Below are 18,355 nucleotides of genomic sequence, written 5' to 3' on the forward strand. Positions count from 1 at the left end.
AGCCGCATCCTCCGCGGCGCGATCGCGCCCGGGCTGTGCCTGTCGATGGACCCTCTGAAATCACGAGGGCGCAGGGAATGCCGGGAGCTCGCCGCCCCCATGGCCCGCCTGCGGAAAAAAATGCAGGCGGCAGGTACCACAGGTGCAGCCGAGACATCCCGGCATTCCCCGCGCGACGGTCTTCACGCTTATACGCAGTCTCCCCGGGGACCGGCTGTCTTGCCCCCGTGACCGGCGGGTCATCATCACCACCGGCGTGACACCAGCTTCGGGGTGTCAGGACGCCGCGACTTCACGTCCGCCCACTGCCGTTCGTCGGCACGTCTCAAGACGCGTTGCGGCTTCTCGGCGGCCATCGCCTCCCCACCTCGCGTGTCGTGACGATCGCGATACGCCCCTCGTGTCGAGGCGGGATGAGGGATAGGAAACATGAATTCTGCAAAAACGAAAGACAAATATTTTCGCAAGAAGGACTGGACAGTGAGTCGGACATTGAAAGCATTGAAGAAGTTCGTAGCGCGGCGCATGGGCTGGAGTGCGCTTTCGGCGGTTGGAAGGACTGGGCAACCCGCCGGGCGCAAACCCGCAAGAGGGCTGATTTGCCCGACGGGTCAGCTATCATGATGCTCAAGGGACAATCTGAAGAAGAAAGCAGGCTGATGTCACTCTCTCAACGCTACGACAGCGCGCTGGTCTATGCGGCGCAGCTGCACCGCACCCAAGTCCGCAAGGGCAGCAACGTGCCCTACATCGCGCATCTGCTGGGCGTCTCCAGCCGCGTGCTGTCGGCGGGCGGCAGCGAGGTGCAGGCCATCGCCGGCCTGCTGCACGACGCCGCCGAGGATCAGGGCGGACAGGCCACGCTGGACGAGATCCGGCGGCGATTCGGTGATGGCGTCGCAGAGATCGTCGCGGACTGCACGGACTCCTGGGTCGATCCGAAGCCTGAATGGCGGCCGCGGAAGGAAGCCTATCTCGCCAAGCTGCCGCACAAGCCGGCGTCATCGCTCTTGGTGTCGCTCGCCGACAAGGTCGACAATGCCGAAGCGATCGCGCGCGACCTTGATGAGGTCGGCGACGCGGTGTGGCAGCGCTTCACCGGCGGAAAGGATGGGACGATCTGGTACTACCGCACGCTGAGCAGCATCTTCGATCAGGCGTTGCCGGGATCGTTGGCGCGGCAGCTAGCGCAGACGGTGGGCGCTTTTCCGTCCTGACACTTTGGACAGCGCGGGCGCTGATCTTTCACCGGATTGGCAGATGACAACTTCAGATCTATCAGCTATAGACCAGCCATGATCACCGTCGCCACCCATCGTTTTGGTCGTTGGACGCACCGTAGCTTGCGGGCGGCGGGAGGATCACGCGCAATCTGATGATGTGCAGTCTTTGATCCGAACAGCCGCCAGGAACCTGGCGGCTTTTTTATTGCCGGCAGGTTCTTTCTTTTCAAGGGAGCCCGCCATGCCGAGCACGACCGACGAGCAGAGTGTCAGCGCCATCGGGGCGCGTGGATTGCGTGGTGTCGCGCATGCGCCGCGGATCTTCGAGCGCGGTCGCGATCACTCGGCGCGACGTCCTGCTCCGCCGAAGCCTGGGGCAAACGTCTACTACTTGCCGCAGTCAATTACCGAGCGCGGCGGCGTTGCGCCCGAATCAAAATCGCTGCTTCGGCTCTGGTGGGCGCGCTGGCGCGAGCGGCGCAGCTTCGCCAGGGAGCTGCCCTGGCTCGCCGACGAAGTGCTGGAGGACTACGGCCTCACGCGCGACGAAGCGCGACGGTCGTGCCGGCGGCCGTTCTGGCGGGCATGAAGACTATTGGGACCGAGGCGTCGGCCCACCCACAACTGTCATCCCGGGCAAGCCGGAACGGCGCAAGGCGCCGTGGAGGCGCCGACCCGGGATCCATACTCCGCAGCAGGTGTGGTGGAATGAGATCCGAGCCACCGACGTGCCGCTACACGACGTGCTGTGGCTATGGATCCCCGCTTTCGCGGGGATGACGACTGAGGGTGAGGCGGCGAGGGAGCTTGAAAATGCTCTCGACTATATCGCCGCTCAGTCTCCAAGTGGCGCTCGGCGGGGTGACGTTCGGATCAGATCCGTTCTTGGATTTGCCGCGTAGTATTGTCTGGCGTTGAGCAGTGCCCGCCGCTCATCAGCCGTCATCCGACCCGCCTCAGAATCCGCGGACGTGCGGCAGCGTCGATCGTAGCTGAGCAACGTGTCGCAAATGCTCTCCGGAAGCGGTGCGACCGAGTCGATCGTGCAGACGGCGCCATCGGCTTCAGGAGGGATGCTCACACCGCTGCTCCGGTCGAAGCGGAATACTTCCTGGGTCGTCAGCGCTCGTGCTGTCAGGCTGCTGTCATCCAGCGATGTCACGATGCAAATGCGGACAGCGTCGTTCGGAAACGCTGCGTGGAATAAATCGTTGACCACCAGGTCGGAGACAGATGTCCTGCGCTCTTTCACTACGATTAGGCCGGGACGTTCATTTGAATGAGATCTACCACTTTATCTCAGACTGGATCCATTCGCTCGCGGTGTGGTGAGAGCAGAAGCATCGAGATCAATTAAGTCGGCGGCCGGCGTGGCGGCCTTTTCACCGGATGCAGCCTTGGCGCCCGTACCGCGCGCCGGCGCAATCGCGTCGCCGCCGCGCGCTTCGGCTTGGCCGGCACTTGCGGCCTTGCCAGCTCCATCAGCATTCGCAACGCCTCCAGCACCGAACGTGTCCGCACCGTGCTGCGGCCGATGGCGCCGAAGCGGTGTTCGCGATGGGTGATGCGGCCGTCGCGAGCGGCGACGGCGAAATGGACCAGGCCGACCGGCTTGCCGGGGGTGGCGCCGCCGGGGCCGGCGATGCCGGTGATGGCCACCGCGAGATCGACGTCGGCGCGTTCGAGTGCGCCGACCGCCATCTGGATCGCGGTCTCCTTGGAGACGGCGCCGAAGGTCTGAAGCGTCGAGGCCTCGACGCCGAGCATCGCGCGCTTGGCCTCGTTGGAGTAGGTGACGAAGCCGCGGTCGATGACATCGGAGGAGCCGGGGATGTCGGTCAGGGCCGCGGCGACCAGGCCGCCGGTGCAGGACTCCGCAGTCGCGATCATCAGCTTGCGCGACCGGCAGAGGTCGAGCAGCGAGCGGGCCAGCGCGCTGGTAGAGCCGATTTGACGTTCGCTCGCCATGGCTGCGTTGTCCTCATCCGACCGTCAGATCGAAAGCTCCATGAGCGGTGACAGGGTGGTGCGCCTCTAGGCGTTCCACGGCAGCCGGATCGTCGCGCTTGCGGTGGCCGCGATGCCTTCCTCGCGGCCGGTGAAGCCGAGCCGCTCGCTGGTGGTGGCCTTCACGGCGATGCGCGAGATGTCGACGCCGGTGATCTCGGCGATGCGGGCGCGCATCTGGTCGCGCAGCGGGCCGATCTTCGGCCGCTCGCAGATCATCGTCACTTCGAGATTGGCGATGCGGCCGCCGCGCGCGGTGACGCGCTCGATGGCGTATTTGAGGAACTGGTCGGAGGCCGCGCCCTTCCACTTCATTTCCGAGGGCGGGAAGTGCGAGCCGATGTCGCCATCGGCCAGGGCGCCCAAAATTGCATCAACCAGAGCGTGCAAACCGACGTCGCCGTCGGAGTGGGCCAGGAAGCCCTTGCTATGCGGCACACGCAGGCCGCACAGCCAGACATGGTCGCCTTCGCCGAAGGCGTGCACGTCGTAGCCGGTGCCGGTCCGGATGTCGCCGAGCTGCGCGGCAAGGCGCGCTTCCTCGCGCACGAAATCTTCCGGTGTGGTGAGCTTCATGTTGGCAACATCGCCCTCAAAGGTCGCGACGGTCAATCCCGCCCATTCCGCAATCGCCGCATCATCTGTGAACTCGGTGAGGCCCTCGCGCGCGGCGCGGCGATGCGCCTCGAGGATCGTCTCGAACTTGAAGGTCTGTGGCGTCTGCGCGATGCGCAGCTTCGCGCGCTCCGGCGTCGCGGTGATGTCGCCGCCCGTTCCGACCTCCTTGATGGTGTCGGTCACCGGCACGACGGGAATCGCCGCACCGGTCTTGCCGGCCGCGACAATCGCGCGCGAGATCACGGCCGGCGTGACGAACGGACGCGCGGCATCGTGGATCAGCACGATGTCGGGCTTGTGCGGCGCCAGCGCTTCCAGGCCTGCCAGCACCGAGGCCTGGCGCGTTGCGCCACCATGTGCGGGGACCTCGTGGCGCAGGCCTGATACGGCAGCATTGAAGATGTCGATGTCATCGGGATTCACCACCGGCTGGACCACCGCCACCTCGGGATGATCGGCGAAGGCGGCGAGCGCGCGATGGATGACGGTACGGCCGCCAATCGTGCGGTACTGCTTCGGACCACCGGCGCCGGCGCGCAGGCCGCGTCCGGCCGCGACGAGGATGGCTGCAGTCCGCTGAGAAGTCGTCATGGGAACAGGATATCGATGCTGATGAATGACCAGGGTGAGGAGATTTGCCGGCTTCTTACATCTGCAGAGGATGTTAAGCGAGCGGGATCACACATGACTCGAGCGGCGACTGCGACCGCGACGCGTTCGTAAGGCGCCGTGAGGCACTTGAAGGCCGATCCGCTGCTGCGAACCGCCGTGGAGCCATGCAAAAATCCGGCGGCTCAAGGGTTTACCATGACTGCCGAACAAGCATATTTTGCTGCACTGCACTTGAAATACTGATCGTTTTGGCTAAAGTGTAGGCATGACGCTTGACTGCCCAAGATTTGTGCTTGAGAGTGCAGCGCAGACGCGATGATGCGTCCAAAGAGCTTTAAGAGTCGTTCGTGACCGGTCCGGCCAAACCACCAGCCAAAGCCTTGAAGATAGGCGACGTTTCGCTCGCCAACCGGGCCATTCTGGCGCCGATGTCGGGCATCACCGACGCGCCGTTCCGCCGACTCGCGGCCGAGCTCGGCGCCGGTCTGGTGGTGTCCGAGATGACCGCGAGCGACGATCTCGTGCGCGGGCGGTGGATATCCCGGTTGCGCTGCGAGGCCAGCGGCATCGGGCCACATGTCGTGCAGCTCGCCGGCTGCCAGGCGCATTGGATGGCGGAGGGCGCCAGGGTCGCCGAGGACGGCGGCGCCGATATCATCGACATCAACATGGGTTGCCCGGCGCGGCATGTCACCGGCGGCCAGTCCGGCTCGGCCCTGATGCGCGATCTCGATCATGCGCTGACCTTGATCGAGGCGACGGTCGAGGCCGTCGATGTGCCCGTGACCCTGAAGATGCGGCTCGGCTGGGACGAGCGCAGCCTGAACGCGCCGGAGCTGGCGCGCCGCGCGCAGGCCGCGGGCGTGCAGCTGATCACGGTGCATGGCCGCACCCGGCAGCAGTTCTACAAGGGCGAGGCCGACTGGAGCGCGGTGCGCGCGGTGAAGGACGCCGTCGATCTGCCGGTCGTCGTCAACGGCGACATCACCACCTACGAAGACGCGCGCAAGGCGCTCGACGCCTCCGGCGCGGATGCCGTGATGATCGGCCGCGGCGCGCAGGGTCAGCCCTGGCTGCCGGGCCAGATCGGCCGCCGGCTCGACGGCGGTGCCGAAGAGGGTGCGCCCGAGCTGGCGCAGCAGCTCGCACTGCTCACGGCGCTCTATGACGAGATCTGCCGCCACTATGGCGCGCGTGTCGGCCTGCGCCACGCCCGCAAGCATCTCAGTTGGGGGCTCGACGTCGCCGCCGAGCATGCCCGCGCGCCGGCCGAAAAACTGAAGGCCTGGCGCGACCGTATCCTGACGTCCGAGCAGCCGTCTTTGGTGCATCGGGCGCTGCGTGACGCTTTCGACGATTTTGCCTGGAGTGCAGCCGCATGAGCTCAGCCGCAGAACAGCGCAAGCGACTTCCGTCGGATGGCGACGCCATCCTCAACGCCTTGCCCAATCCGGTTCTCGTCATCGGCCCGGACGGCATGATCATGGACGCCAACATGGCGGCGGAATCGTTCTTCGATTCCTCGACGCAGTTTTTGCAGCGGCAATCGCTGAAGAAGCTGGTGCCGTTCGGCAGCCCCTTGCTGGCGCTGATCGACCAGGTCCGAACCACGAGCGCGCCGGTCAACGAGTACAAGGTCGATCTGGGCACGCCGCGCACCGGCGCCGATCGCCTCGTCGACCTCCACGTCGCGCCGCTGCCGGAGCGGCCCGGCCACATCGTGGTGATGCTGCAGGAGCGCACCATCGCCGACAAGATGGACCGCCAGCTTACCCATCGCAGCGCCGCGCGCTCGGTGATCGCGCTGGCCGCGATGCTGGCGCACGAGATCAAGAATCCGCTGTCGGGCATCCGCGGCGCCGCGCAGCTCCTGGAGCAGCAGGCCTCCTCGGAGGACCGCATGCTGACCCGGCTGATCTGCGACGAGGCCGACCGCATCGTCACTTTGGTCGACCGCATGGAGGTGTTCGGCGACGACCGCCCGGTGGCGCGCGGGCCGGTGAACATCCACTCCGTGCTCGACCACGTGAAGCGGCTGGCGCAATCCGGCTTTGCCCGCAACATCCGCTTCGTCGAGGATTACGATCCATCGCTGCCGCCGGTGCTCGCCAACCAGGACCAGTTGATCCAGGTGTTTCTCAACCTGGTCAAGAATGCCGCCGAAGCGGTCGTCGACCTCGGCTCGGATGCGGAGATCCAGCTCACCACCGCGTTCCGCCCGGGCGTGCGACTGTCGGTGCCCGGCAAGAAGTCGCGGGTGTCGCTGCCGCTGGAGTTCTGCGTCAGGGACAACGGCCCCGGCGTGCCGGAAGACCTGATGCCCAACCTGTTCGATCCGTTCGTGACCACCAAGCCGACCGGAAGCGGCCTCGGACTTGCATTGGTCGCGAAGATCGTCGGCGACCATGGCGGGATCATCGAGTGCGAGTCGCAGCCGCGCAAGACGACCTTCCGGGTGCTGATGCCGATGTACAGCGCAACCAAACAACCAGACCAAAGCAATCGCGATGACGTTTCGGGGACGCCGTTGCATGCCTCACAGGGATCAAATTGAGGACCACCTATGCCTGCAGGTAGCATTCTCGTTGCCGATGACGATACGGCCATCCGCACGGTCCTGAACCAGGCGCTGTCACGCGCCGGCTATGAGGTGCGGCTGACCGGCAATGCCGCCACCTTGTGGCGCTGGGTGAGCCAGGGCGAGGGCGATCTCGTCATCACCGACGTGGTGATGCCGGACGAGAACGCGTTCGACCTCTTGCCGCGCATCAAGAAGATGCGGCCGAACCTGCCGGTCATCGTGATGAGCGCGCAGAACACCTTCATGACCGCGATCAAGGCCTCGGAGCGCGGCGCCTATGAGTATCTGCCGAAGCCGTTCGACCTGAAGGAGCTGATCGCGATCGTCGGCCGCGCCCTGGCCGAGCCGAAGGAGCGGGCGGCGAGCCAGCCCGACGACGGCGAGTTCGAATCGATCCCGCTGGTCGGCCGCTCGCCGGCAATGCAGGACATCTACCGCGTGCTGGCGCGGCTGATGCAGACCGATCTGACCGTGATGATCTCTGGCGAGAGCGGCACCGGCAAGGAGCTGGTGGCGCGCGCGCTGCACGACTACGGCAAGCGCCGCAACGGCCCGTTCGTCGCGGTCAACATGGCGGCGATCCCGCGCGACCTCATCGAGTCCGAGTTGTTCGGCCATGAGCGCGGCGCCTTCACCGGCGCCAACACCCGCGCCTCGGGCCGCTTCGAGCAGGCCGAGGGCGGCACCTTGTTCCTCGACGAAATCGGCGACATGCCGATGGAGGCGCAGACGCGGCTTTTGCGCGTGCTGCAGCAGGGCGAGTACACCACCGTCGGCGGCCGTACCCCGATCAAGACCGACGTGCGCATCGTCGCGGCCTCCAACAAGGATCTGCGCATCCTGATCCAGCAGGGGCTGTTCCGGGAAGACCTGTTCTTCCGCCTCAACGTCGTGCCGCTGCGGCTGCCGCCATTGCGCGAGCGCATTGAGGACCTGCCGGATCTGGTCCGGCACTTCTTCGCGCTGGCTGAGAAGGACGGGCTGCCGCCGAAGAAGCTCGATGCCGCCGCGTTGGAGCGGCTCAAGCAGCACCGCTGGCCGGGCAACGTCCGCGAGCTGGAGAACCTCGCGCGGCGCCTGGCGGCGCTGTATCCGCAGGACGTCATCACCGCCTCGGTCATCGACGGCGAGCTGGCCCCGCCCGCGGTGACCACCGGCTCCAACGCGCCGACCTCAATCGACAATCTGGGTGGTGCCGTGGAGGCCTATCTGTCCTCGCACTTCCAGGGCTTTCCAAACGGCGTGCCGCCGCCGGGCCTCTATCACCGCATTCTCAAGGAGATCGAGATTCCGCTGCTGACGGCAGCGCTCGCAGCGACGCGCGGCAACCAGATCCGCGCCGCCGATCTGCTCGGTCTCAACCGCAACACGCTGCGGAAGAAGATTCGCGACCTCGACATCCAGGTGTACCGCAGCGGCGGCTGACGGTGCTTTGATACCTTCGCGGCTGGCTCAAGCCCGCCTCAGGTGAGAATTATTGTAGACAAATCCGCGTCGCGCTTCCGCGCCGCGGATTTGTCGCAATTTGGCAACAGCGTGGTAGGAATGCATCAGTCCGATTCCCGGACGTGCCGCGTTCAGCATCACCCACCTTGCCGGAATGACCAGCGCAGAGACCTCGGCCACCCCCTTCGATTCCTCGTCCGCCGACGGCCGGCGCTGGACCTGGCGCACCTGGCTCGCGCCGGTCGCGGTTGCGCTGGCGCTGCTGTCGGCCTTCCTCACCTTCATTGTGCTGGTCGGGCTGACCCCGGTTGAGCCGACGACGGACGTCGTCAAGACCTTCTACTTGATCGATGCCGGAACGATCCTGGTCCTGGTCGGGATCATCATCCGCGAGGTCTGGCAGGTGGTGCAGGCCCGCCGCCGCGGCCGGGCGGCGGCACGGCTGCACGTGCAGATCGTCAGCCTGTTCTCGGTGATCGCGGTCCTGCCGGCGGTGCTGGTCGCGGTGGCCGCCAACGTCACCATCGATCGCGGCCTCGACCGGCTGTTCTCCGGACCGGCCAAGGTCGCGATCCAGAACTCGCTGACCATCGCGCGCGCCTACATGCAGGAGCACGCGCAGTTCATCCGCGGCGACATCATCGGCATGGCCAATGACATCGCCCGTGCGCGGCCGCTGTTCGATCAGGATCGCGCCAGCTTCCGCGATCTGCTGACCACCAGCGCCGCCTCGCGCAATCTGCCGGGCGCGATGATCATCGACAAGAACACCAATCCGATCGTCTGGGCCGAGTCCGGCGGGGTGCAACTGGCCTATTCGCCGCCGGCACCCGACTTCCTGAACAATGTCCGGGAGGAGGAACCCGAGATCGCGGTGCTGCCGGAGTCGAACTACGTCGCTGCGGTGATCCGGCTGCGCGCGTTTAACGACACCTTCCTCTACGTCGCGCGTCCGCTCGATCCGCAGGTCGTCGAGCAGCTCAAGCAGACCGAGCTGTCGGTCGCCGAATACGCCCAGGTCGAGGCGCGCCGCTTTGGCATCCAGATCGCGTTCGCGCTGATGTTCGCGGTGATCGCGCTGACCATCCTGATGGCCTCGGTGCTGATCGGGCTGAACTTCGCCAACTGGCTGGTGGCACCGATCCGGCAATTGATGAATGCGGCCAACACCGTGTCGACCGGCGATCTCAACGTCCAGGTGCCGGTGCATCGCTCGGAGGGCGATCTCGCCCAGCTCGGCCAGACCTTCAACAAGATGACGCAGGAGCTGCGCACGCAGCGCGACGAGCTGGTCAGCGCCAGCGATTTGATCGACAGCCGGCGCCGCTTCATCGAGGCGGTGCTGTCGTCGGCCTCCGCCGGCATCATCGGTGTCGATGCCTCCGGCAGCGTCGGCATCCTCAACCGCTCGGCCGAGAAGCTGATCGGACATGCCGAGCAGGAGGTGCTCGATCATCCGCTCTCCGACGTGCTGCCCGAGCTCGACGACATGATGAAGACCGCGCGCGAGGGCAAGCAGCGGCTGGTGCAGGGCCAGATCACGATCCAGCGCGACGGCCATGAGCGCAATCTGTCGGTGCGCGTCACCGCCGAGCAGACCAACCAGGCGCGCGACAGCTACATCATCACGCTCGACGACATCACCGAGCTGGTGTCGGCGCAGCGCACCTCGGCGTGGGGCGACGTCGCGCGCCGCATCGCACACGAGATCAAGAATCCGCTGACGCCGATTCAACTCTCGGCTGAACGCATCCGCCGCAAATTCGGCAAGGTCATCACCGAGGACAAGGCGGTATTTGAGCAATGTACCGAGACGATCGTGCGGCAGGTCGACGACATCAGGCGAATGGTCGACGAGTTCTCGCGGTTCGCGCGGATGCCGAAGCCGGTGATGGAAGGCGAGGACGTCGCCGACACCGTGCGGCAGGCCGTGTTCCTGATGAAGGTCGCGCATCCCGAGATCGACATCGAGACCGAGATCAAGCAGGACCCCTTGCGCGCGCAGTTCGATCGCCGCCTGATCTCGCAGGCGCTGACCAACATCATCAAGAACGCCACCGAGGCGATCGAGGTGGTGCCCGAGGCGGAGCTCGGCAAGGGCCGAATCGATGTCGTCGCCTCGCGCGAGGGTGAGGACGTGCTGATCGACGTCATCGACAACGGCATCGGCCTGCCGAAGGTGGCGCGGCAGCGGCTGCTCGAGCCCTACGTCACGACGCGCGCCAAGGGCACCGGCCTCGGGCTCGCGATCGTCGGCCGCGTGCTGGAAGACCATGGCGGCAAGCTCGAGCTGAAGGACGCATCCGATTTTCGTCCCGGCCAGCGTGGCGCCTGGATGCGGCTGCGCTTTGCCGTCTCCGGCCAGGCCGCCAAGACGGGCGCGAAGGAGCAGGCGGCGGCGTCTGACAATGCGCAGAAGACCGAGGCCGGCGGCGAAACCGCCGACACGGTTCAAACGACCAATGATGAACCAAAAATCCAAGCCGCAACCGGCAGCTGACGAGACAGGCGTGACCCATGGCGAGTGATATTCTGATTGTCGACGATGAAGCCGATATCCGGGAGCTGGTCGCCGGCATCCTGGACGACGAAGGCTTCACGACGCGAACCGCGCGCGACAGCGATTCGGCGCTCGCGGAGATCACGAGCCGCCGTCCCAACCTGGTGTTCCTGGACATCTGGCTGCAAGGCTCCAAGCTCGACGGTCTGCAGCTCCTCGAGCAGATCAAGAAGGACCATCCCGACCTGCCGGTGGTGATGATCTCCGGCCACGGCAACATCGAAACGGCGGTCGCCGCGATCAAGCGCGGCGCCTATGACTTCATCGAGAAGCCGTTCAAGTCCGACCGCCTGATTCTGGTCGCGACGCGTGCGCTGGAGAATTCGCGGCTCAAGCGCGAGGTGCGCGAGCTGAAGCAGCTGGCGCCGACCGCGAGCACCATGACCGGTCGCTCGCCATCGATGAACCAGCTGCGCCAGACCATCGAGCGCGCCGCCAAGGCCAACAGCCGGATCCTGATCGTCGGCCCTCCCGGCTCGGGCAAGGAGCTCGCCGCGCGGTCGCTGCACGCGCAGTCGCCGCGCTCCGAAGGCCCGTTCGTCGTCATCAACGCTGCCGCGATCACGCCGGAGCGGATGGAGGAGGAGCTGTTCGGCATCGAGCAGTCCAATGGCGAGCAGGCGCGCAAGACCGGCGCGCTCGAAGAGGCCCACGGCGGCACGCTGTTCGTCGACGAGATCGCCGACATGCCACGCGAAACGCAGAACAAGATCCTGCGCGTGCTGGTCGACCAGACGTTTCAGCGCGCCGGCGGCACCACCAAGGTGCACGTCGACGTGCGCATCATCTCCTCGACCGCTCGGAATCTCGAGGAGGAGATTGCCGCCGGCCGTTTCCGCGAGGATCTGTATCACCGTCTGTCGGTGGTGCCGATCCGGGTTCCGCCGCTGTCGGAGCGCCGCGAGGACATTCCCGAGCTGATCGACTATTTCATGGACCAGATTTCGGTCACGACCGGCCTGCCGAAGCGGCAGATCGGGCAGGACGCCATGGCCGTGCTGCAGTCGCATGTGTGGCCCGGCAACGTCCGTCAGCTCCGCAACAACGTCGAGCGCGTGATGATTCTGGCCGCCGGTGGACCGGAGGTGATCATCACCGCGGACATGCTGCCGCCGGATGTGGGATCGATGGTGCCGGCGATGCCGACCAGCAACAATGGCGAGCACATCATGGGACTGCCGTTGCGCGAGGCACGCGAGGTGTTCGAGCGGGACTATCTGATCGCCCAGATCAGCCGCTTCTCCGGCAACATCTCGCGCACCGCCGAGTTCGTGGGCATGGAGCGGTCCGCCCTGCATCGCAAGCTGAAGGCGCTCGGCGTCGGCTGAGGCCTTCGGCTCGGCCAAACTTGCCGACTGGACGAATTTACATTGGAAAATTCGGCCAGTTCCGGAATTTTACGGATGAATCCGGGTCTTTTGGAACCGGCTTCCCTGCAAGCGGCTTGCCTAATATGCTCGCCTGTCTTCTAATCCGGCATCCCGTGGTCCCTCGAGGGGGATCTCAATGGACCATGGGTCACCTCGATGAATCCGGGGCCTGCGATCGGGTCGTCGAAGGTTCAATAAGAAAAAGCACAAGACTGCGAGATAACAACAATGGCGGCCGACCGCGCACAAAACCTACAAGACACCTTTCTCAACCATGTCCGCAAAACCAAGACGCCGCTCACGATCTTCCTGGTCAATGGCGTGAAACTGCAGGGGATTGTCACATGGTTCGACAATTTCTGCCTGCTGCTCCGGCGCGACGGTCACTCGCAGCTCGTCTACAAGCATGCGATCTCCACCATCATGCCGGGAGCGCCGATCCAGCTGTTCGAGGGTGGCGAGGACGCGTCTGCGTAAGTCTGACCTGACGTGAGAGTGACCTGATTGGAACCCCGCGATCGCGAAGGGACCATCGGCCTGTCGAGGCCGGATGACAACAAGGGGACCGGGCTCGTCATCGTGGTCGGCCCCTACTTGCGAGCGCGCCGCGGCGACGATGGCGCGCAAGCAGGCCAATCCGACATGCGTGATTTCGAGGCGCGGATCGACGAGGCCGCCGGCCTCGCGCGGGCCATCGAGCTGACCGTGGCCGAGGCCATTCTCGCGCCGATCGGGCAGATTCGCCCCGCGACCTATCTCGGCAAGGGCAAGGTCGAAGAGATTGCCGGCGTGATCGCCGGCCATGGCGTCGAGCTGGTGGTGATGGATTGCGCGCTCTCGCCGATCCAGCAGCGCAACCTGGAGAAGGCCTGGAACACCAAGGTGCTCGATCGCACCGGCTTGATCCTCGAGATCTTCGGCCGCCGCGCCAAGACCAAGGAGGGCGCGCTGCAGGTCGAGCTCGCGCATCTCAACTATCAGCGCAGCCGTCTGGTGCGGTCCTGGACCCATCTCGAACGCCAGCGCGGCGGCTTCGGCTTCATGGGCGGTCCCGGCGAGACCCAGATCGAGGCCGACCGCCGGTTGATCGGCGACCGCATCACGCGGCTCGAGAACGAGCTGAAGAAGGTCCAGGCGACGCGGCGGCTGCATCGCGCCGGACGCCAGCGTGTGCCGTATCGCGTCGTGGCTCTGGTCGGCTACACCAATGCCGGCAAGTCGACGCTGTTCAATCGCCTGACGCGCGCCGACGTCCAGGCCGCCGACATGCTGTTCGCGACGCTCGATCCGACCTTGCGGGCGATCACGCTGCCGCATGGCGGCAAGGCGATGCTGTCGGACACCGTGGGCTTCATCTCCAACCTGCCGACGCAGCTCGTTGCCGCCTTCCGCGCCACGCTCGAGGAGGTGCTGGAGGCCGACGTGATCCTGCACGTCCGCGACATGTCGCATGAGGATGCCGAGGCGCAGCAGCACGACGTCGAGCTGGTGCTGAGCCAGCTCGGCATCGATCCCGAGGCCACCGACACCATCATCGAGGTCTGGAACAAGATCGACCGGCTCGATGCGGCTGCGCGCGAGAACCTCGCCAACATCGCCGCGCGCCGTCCGCCGGAGCGGCCCTGCCTGCTGGTCTCGGCCGAAACCGGGGAGGGTGTCGACGCGCTGCTGCAGACCATCGAGGACCGGCTCGCGGCGGCGCGCACCACGTTGGACCTCACCATCGACGCCGCCGACGGCGCCGGCATCTCCTGGCTGCACCGCAACGCCGAGGTGCTGGCCAAGGAGCTGCACGAGGGCCATTACGACATGACCGTGCGCGTCGACGCCACCAAGCGCGACATCGTGGTGGAGCGCTATCACGGCGTGCCCCGGGTTGCGTAGAATAGTAAAGGTATCCAACCACTATCGATTGCCACTCGATCGAGTGCGCAACCATCCAAATCAACTGATTTGAGCGCTTATTCGCTATATTCTTTGAGCGTCTCCGGCGGCCGCTTAGTGGGCCACCATCAGCTTCATCGCGCAGCAAAATCAAACAGATGCAGCCGATTCAACGGCTCTAACAGCCATCTCGGCTCACAGACGCGGATGACTTTACAGACAAAAAAATTACAACTAAAACGTGTCAATCATAATATTGATTTGTATCAATAGCGGCCGACGGCCACGCCGTTCAGAAGTGCCTTTCGTTCAAATGAGATTATTTTGTCGAGCGACATGCGGGTTGCGCGTATGGCCTCAAGAGAAAAAATCCGACAGAGTGTCCGAACCTCGATCTTTATGAGATCGATTGGTCACTGTGAGTACGGTGCTTGTGGGGAAATCGCTGCAAGATGGTCCAATGGGCACATCGAGATGATCGGCGAACTCTGCCACATCCTGCCGGTGAATGATGGCAGTCGATCCGAATTCAAAGCATCGTTTCCGCACGTCGATCTCGATTCTGAAAACAACTTGATGCTGCTTTGCCGAAAGCACCATCACCTGATCGATCAGGAAAAACCGAGCGAATACCCGCCGGCGATCCTCTTCCAGATGGTCATGAACAAAGCTCGTCACGTCGCTAGATTCGTAGATGACTTGTTTCAGAGCAGTCCATTCAGGTTCGACCACCACGAGTTGGCGCAAGATGTCAGGGTCGGTCGAATCTATGACCTGATGAATGAGGCGACCCTGAGCGGACCAAAAGAGGGGCGCAGTCTTCTCCGGGAGGCAGAGCGTGTTCTAGGCGATATTGCGCTCAACCCGTTGGTCGAAACTGCCGTGCAATGGGTGGAGTTGGCGCGACTTGAACTCAAGACGACGTCGTTGGAGAACGACTATTCTTCGTCTCGATGGGAGAAGGGTCTGCAGGCGAGCACCGCTCTGCTGAGAAAGATAGCAGACGCGCGAAAGGTGCCCGTCGCGGTTTCGCTTATGCTGCTTTTCTTAAGGGATGAGTACAGCGTATTCGATACGCAAAAGAAGCTCACATTGGCAAAGGCTCTGAACGACAAGCTCGATTCAGTTAGTGCTTCAGCTGAAGATCAGGACGCCTTGGCCTATATCTTAATAGTGAAGTCAGCCGTCGTCAGGTGGCGAGGCCGCTTGCAGCGACTTCAATCACACCAAGAGAGTTCGTTCAGCGAAGCTGAACGCTGCGCGAAACGTAGCCTGTCTCTCGTCAGATCCTCGTCGGCGTTGCTGCAGTCTTTGCTCGTGGAATACTCGAAGGCAAGATTGCTCCCGCTGAGGTCGGTTGCGGAGTATGATGAACGGATAGCCGCTATAGGCCAGAGTTTGGAGGGCCCCGAACTTCTAGAATACGGCGCGTCTGCAAAATATCGTCCAATCTTCTATCGGCAGACATTTCAATATACCAAGTCGATAGACGCATTTTGGAAGGGCATCGATTTCGGATTTCGTCCTTCGTTGAGCCGAGTGGCGTACATCATAGGCGAGGCGTCGACTGCTGCATATTCGCAAGATCGAAGCAGGGGATTGACCATTGTGAATGACGCGCTCTCGTTTCTTTCGGAGTCATTGCGTCAGGGCTTCGACCATGCCCACAATTTCAAGGCTTGGATTGCTTGCAGGTCCATCGTGGATGAAGAGTGGTTCGATGTTAACCTGTTATCTAAGTTTGAGACTGACCTCGAAGCTCCAAACCAACTCGCAAACATCTTGACTGATGCGCGACGGCGTTTTTTTGGGCAAGACGCATTCGGCCACGACGTGCTCTTCGGTGTTGATGAAGCGGAGTTCTGGACGATGCTAGGTACCTTAACTGCTCGTTGTAGATCTGATCTGGATCTCGCAATGCGGTTTTTCGAACGCGCCAATCGCTATGGAGGGCATAAGTTTCCGATACATGCTGCACGTGTGCGGGCCTGCTTGCATGTAAAGCGTCTGGAGGAAGCACGGGCGCACCTAGTTAGGGCACGGAGCGTGGCAGGCGCGCGATATGGGAGCGCGATCGCCGATCTGGAAGCGTCCCTCGCCAGATTGGAAGAATTACCGGGTCTGTCCCGAAGCTCGGCATGATTCATTTCATACTTCATGTTCGACTGGCCTTCTCCGTGTCGTTCCATAGTTGTCGACATCTTCAGGCAAGGACCACTTCCAGAGTGGCCCCGTCAGCAGGGACGAGCTCGATGTAGGCAAAGAGAACTGACCGCCGCGCCGGGTCAGACCGCGCCGTTTGGTCGCGCCCGATCGAACTAAAGCGGCGTGATGTCCACATGCAGCACCGCGGCGCGACCGCCATCGACGGCTGCGACGCAGCGCTCGATCGCCGCATCGAGGGCATCGGGATCGTCGACCCGCTCGCCATGGGCCCCAAATGCGCTGGCGATGTCGGCGAGACGGCGCTGCTCGTCCTGACGGCCGGTGCAGAGCCGGGACAGAAACGAGTCCGTCCGCTGGGCCGTGCCATCGGGATAGACGCGCTGAACCGACGCCTTCACCGCCTGCCATCCGTTGTTGTCGAGGATCACGGTCAGGATCGGGAGCTGGTATTGCTGCGCTACGGCGTAGACGGAATCCGGTGCGGCGAAATGGTAGGCGCCGTCGCCGACGATCTGCACCACGCGTGTCGAGGGATTGGCGAGCTTGAGCCCGAGCGCCATGCCGCCGCTGAAGCCGAGGCCGCCGCCAGCGAGGCCCACATAGGTCATCGGCCTGGTGCGGCGAAGCTGCTGCTGCAGGAGCGGCGCATTGCGGACCGCCTCGTTGACGACGATGTCGTCCTCCGACAGATGCGCCTGCAGCCGCGCGAACAGATAGGCCGGGTTGATCGCGCCGGTCCGGCCCTTCTGGCCCGCCGCGGACGTGCGTTTCGCCTGTGCCGCCTCGCGGGCGGACTGCCAGCTCGTGATCCGATCGCGCACTTTTCTCAGATACGCATCGTCGGCACGGGCGACGACGATCTCCAGGACCTGGCGGAGAATGACGGCCGAATCGCCCTGAATGCGAAGGTCGGTGGCAAATCCCCACATCGGGATGTCCGCCTTCAGGGCGTCGATGTCGATCTGGATCCAGCGCAGCCGATCGGCCGCCTTCAGCATCTGTGGAATGAAGGGCACGTCGATGTCGATGAGCAGTCCGAGGTCGGCGCCTGCGATGAGCGCGGCGGGGTCGGCGCCCGCAAAGCAGGGGGAGTCCTGGCAGATGTTCATCGTGACGGGATTGAACTCGGCGACGCGGATGCCGCACACCAGCGCCAGCCGCTCCATGACGGAAACCGCCTCGGCGCTGCGGCCGAGATAGGCGGTCAGCGCGATCGGATTGTCCGCCTTCATCAGCGCGTCCGCGATCGCCTGCGCCCGTTCCGGCTCGATGCCTCCCGCTTTGACGCTGCCATAGCGCGCGGCCGGGTAGGCCGGCATCGCCTGCTCGTCCCAGGTCTCGGCCAGGGTTTCCCGCGGCAGCATCATGTAGACCGGGCCGGGCGGATCACTGTGCATGAATGCGGCGGCGCGGGCCACCGCCTCCTTGACGACGACGCCCGACGGCAGCGTGTATTCCCATTTGACATAGGGCCTGATGACGCTGCCCTGATCGAAACTCTCCTGCACGAAGTGGACGTAGGTGTCACGTCCTCCCGGCAGCTCGCCATGCAGCGCGAACGGAGCCCGCCCCGCGAACAGCAGCACCGGAAGCCGGTAGCGAAAGGCATTCTGAATGGCCATGCACGCGTTCGCCGTGCCGGCATCGACGTGGACGAACACGGCCTGTCCGCGGCCGGTCGCACTCGCATAGCCCATCGCCATGTGCACCGCGACCACCTCGTGGGGGCACAGGATCACCTCTGGGTGCCGTCGGCCTTCGCTGTCCCAGCGCGCAAGTTCCTCGATCAGCGAGACATGATCGGTGCCGAGATTGGCAAAGATGTAGTCGACGCCCATCTCGACGAGCGCCTCGAGGAAGTAGTGCGCGGTGGTGTGGCGGGTCATGG

At 64.2% G+C, this 18,355-nt stretch carries 13 protein-coding genes; 10 read left to right on the forward strand and 3 right to left on the reverse strand.

Features of this window, described 5'->3' with window-relative positions; translation table 11 throughout:
* Positions 1-413: 413 nt before the first annotated feature.
* Entirely contained in the window at positions 414-1,217 is an 804-nt protein-coding gene (locus ACQR1D_RS17490; protein ID WP_434839884.1) for an HD domain-containing protein, read from the forward strand.
* A gap of 247 nt (positions 1,218-1,464) precedes the next feature.
* Entirely contained in the window at positions 1,465-1,812 is a 348-nt protein-coding gene (locus ACQR1D_RS17495) for a DUF1127 domain-containing protein (RefSeq protein WP_316178700.1), read from the forward strand.
* 764 nt (positions 1,813-2,576) lie between these two features.
* Here the strand turns inward: ACQR1D_RS17495 and ACQR1D_RS17500 are convergent.
* Both ACQR1D_RS17500 and ACQR1D_RS17505 read right to left on the reverse strand, forming a co-directional pair.
* Entirely contained in the window at positions 2,577-3,191 is a 615-nt protein-coding gene (locus tag ACQR1D_RS17500; protein WP_316178702.1) for a CinA family protein, read from the reverse strand.
* Positions 3,192-3,257: 66 nt separating this feature from the next.
* Positions 3,258-4,439, reverse strand: coding sequence for a bifunctional 2-C-methyl-D-erythritol 4-phosphate cytidylyltransferase/2-C-methyl-D-erythritol 2,4-cyclodiphosphate synthase (locus ACQR1D_RS17505; protein ID WP_316178705.1), 1,182 nt, complete (start codon positions 4,437-4,439; stop codon positions 3,258-3,260).
* A 449-nt stretch (positions 4,440-4,888) separates the two neighbouring features.
* On the opposite strand from ACQR1D_RS17505, the gene dusB reads away from it, so the two are divergent.
* From dusB to ACQR1D_RS17545, 8 genes are all read left to right on the forward strand, one after another.
* Positions 4,889-5,842, forward strand: coding sequence for a tRNA dihydrouridine synthase DusB (gene dusB / locus ACQR1D_RS17510; RefSeq protein ID WP_316178954.1), 954 nt, complete (start codon positions 4,889-4,891; stop codon positions 5,840-5,842).
* The gene (locus ACQR1D_RS17515) at positions 5,839-7,014 is read left to right on the forward strand and encodes a two-component system sensor histidine kinase NtrB (RefSeq protein ID WP_315799943.1); all 1,176 of its coding nucleotides are present in this window, start codon (positions 5,839-5,841) and stop codon (positions 7,012-7,014) included. Before dusB ends, ACQR1D_RS17515 begins: the two co-directional genes overlap by 4 nt.
* 9 nt (positions 7,015-7,023) lie before the next feature.
* Positions 7,024-8,466 carry a nitrogen regulation protein NR(I) gene (gene ntrC, locus ACQR1D_RS17520; RefSeq protein WP_315799944.1) on the forward strand — a complete coding sequence of 481 codons (1,443 nt, stop codon included), beginning with the start codon at positions 7,024-7,026 and terminating at the stop codon, positions 8,464-8,466.
* 175 nt (positions 8,467-8,641) lie between these two features.
* Positions 8,642-10,987 carry a sensor histidine kinase NtrY-like gene (locus tag ACQR1D_RS17525; RefSeq protein ID WP_315799945.1) on the forward strand — a complete coding sequence of 782 codons (2,346 nt, stop codon included), beginning with the start codon at positions 8,642-8,644 and terminating at the stop codon, positions 10,985-10,987.
* Positions 10,988-11,004: 17 nt separating this feature from the next.
* On the forward strand, positions 11,005-12,375 hold the full coding sequence (locus ACQR1D_RS17530) for a sigma-54-dependent transcriptional regulator (protein WP_315799946.1): 1,371 nt from the start codon (positions 11,005-11,007) through the stop codon (positions 12,373-12,375).
* Between the two features lie 270 nt (positions 12,376-12,645).
* Positions 12,646-12,894, forward strand: coding sequence for an RNA chaperone Hfq (gene hfq, locus ACQR1D_RS17535; RefSeq protein WP_006613906.1), 249 nt, complete (start codon positions 12,646-12,648; stop codon positions 12,892-12,894).
* A gap of 27 nt (positions 12,895-12,921) precedes the next feature.
* On the forward strand, positions 12,922-14,301 hold the full coding sequence (gene hflX, locus ACQR1D_RS17540) for a GTPase HflX (RefSeq protein WP_315799947.1): 1,380 nt from the start codon (positions 12,922-12,924) through the stop codon (positions 14,299-14,301).
* 474 nt (positions 14,302-14,775) lie between these two features.
* Complete coding sequence (locus tag ACQR1D_RS17545; RefSeq protein ID WP_315799948.1) at positions 14,776-16,443, forward strand: HNH endonuclease signature motif containing protein; 1,668 nt, start codon at positions 14,776-14,778, stop codon at positions 16,441-16,443.
* A gap of 176 nt (positions 16,444-16,619) precedes the next feature.
* Here ACQR1D_RS17545 and ACQR1D_RS17550 read toward each other — a convergent pair whose 3' ends face one another.
* Positions 16,620-18,353: a thiamine pyrophosphate-requiring protein gene (locus ACQR1D_RS17550; protein WP_434839885.1), complete on the reverse strand. Its 1,734-nt coding sequence runs from the start codon at positions 18,351-18,353 to the stop codon at positions 16,620-16,622.
* Between the last annotated feature and the right edge of the window lie 2 nt (positions 18,354-18,355).

The organism is Bradyrhizobium sp. HKCCYLRH2047, from assembly GCF_051168175.1.
In the GTDB taxonomy this organism is placed as follows: Bacteria; Pseudomonadota; Alphaproteobacteria; order Rhizobiales; family Xanthobacteraceae; genus Bradyrhizobium.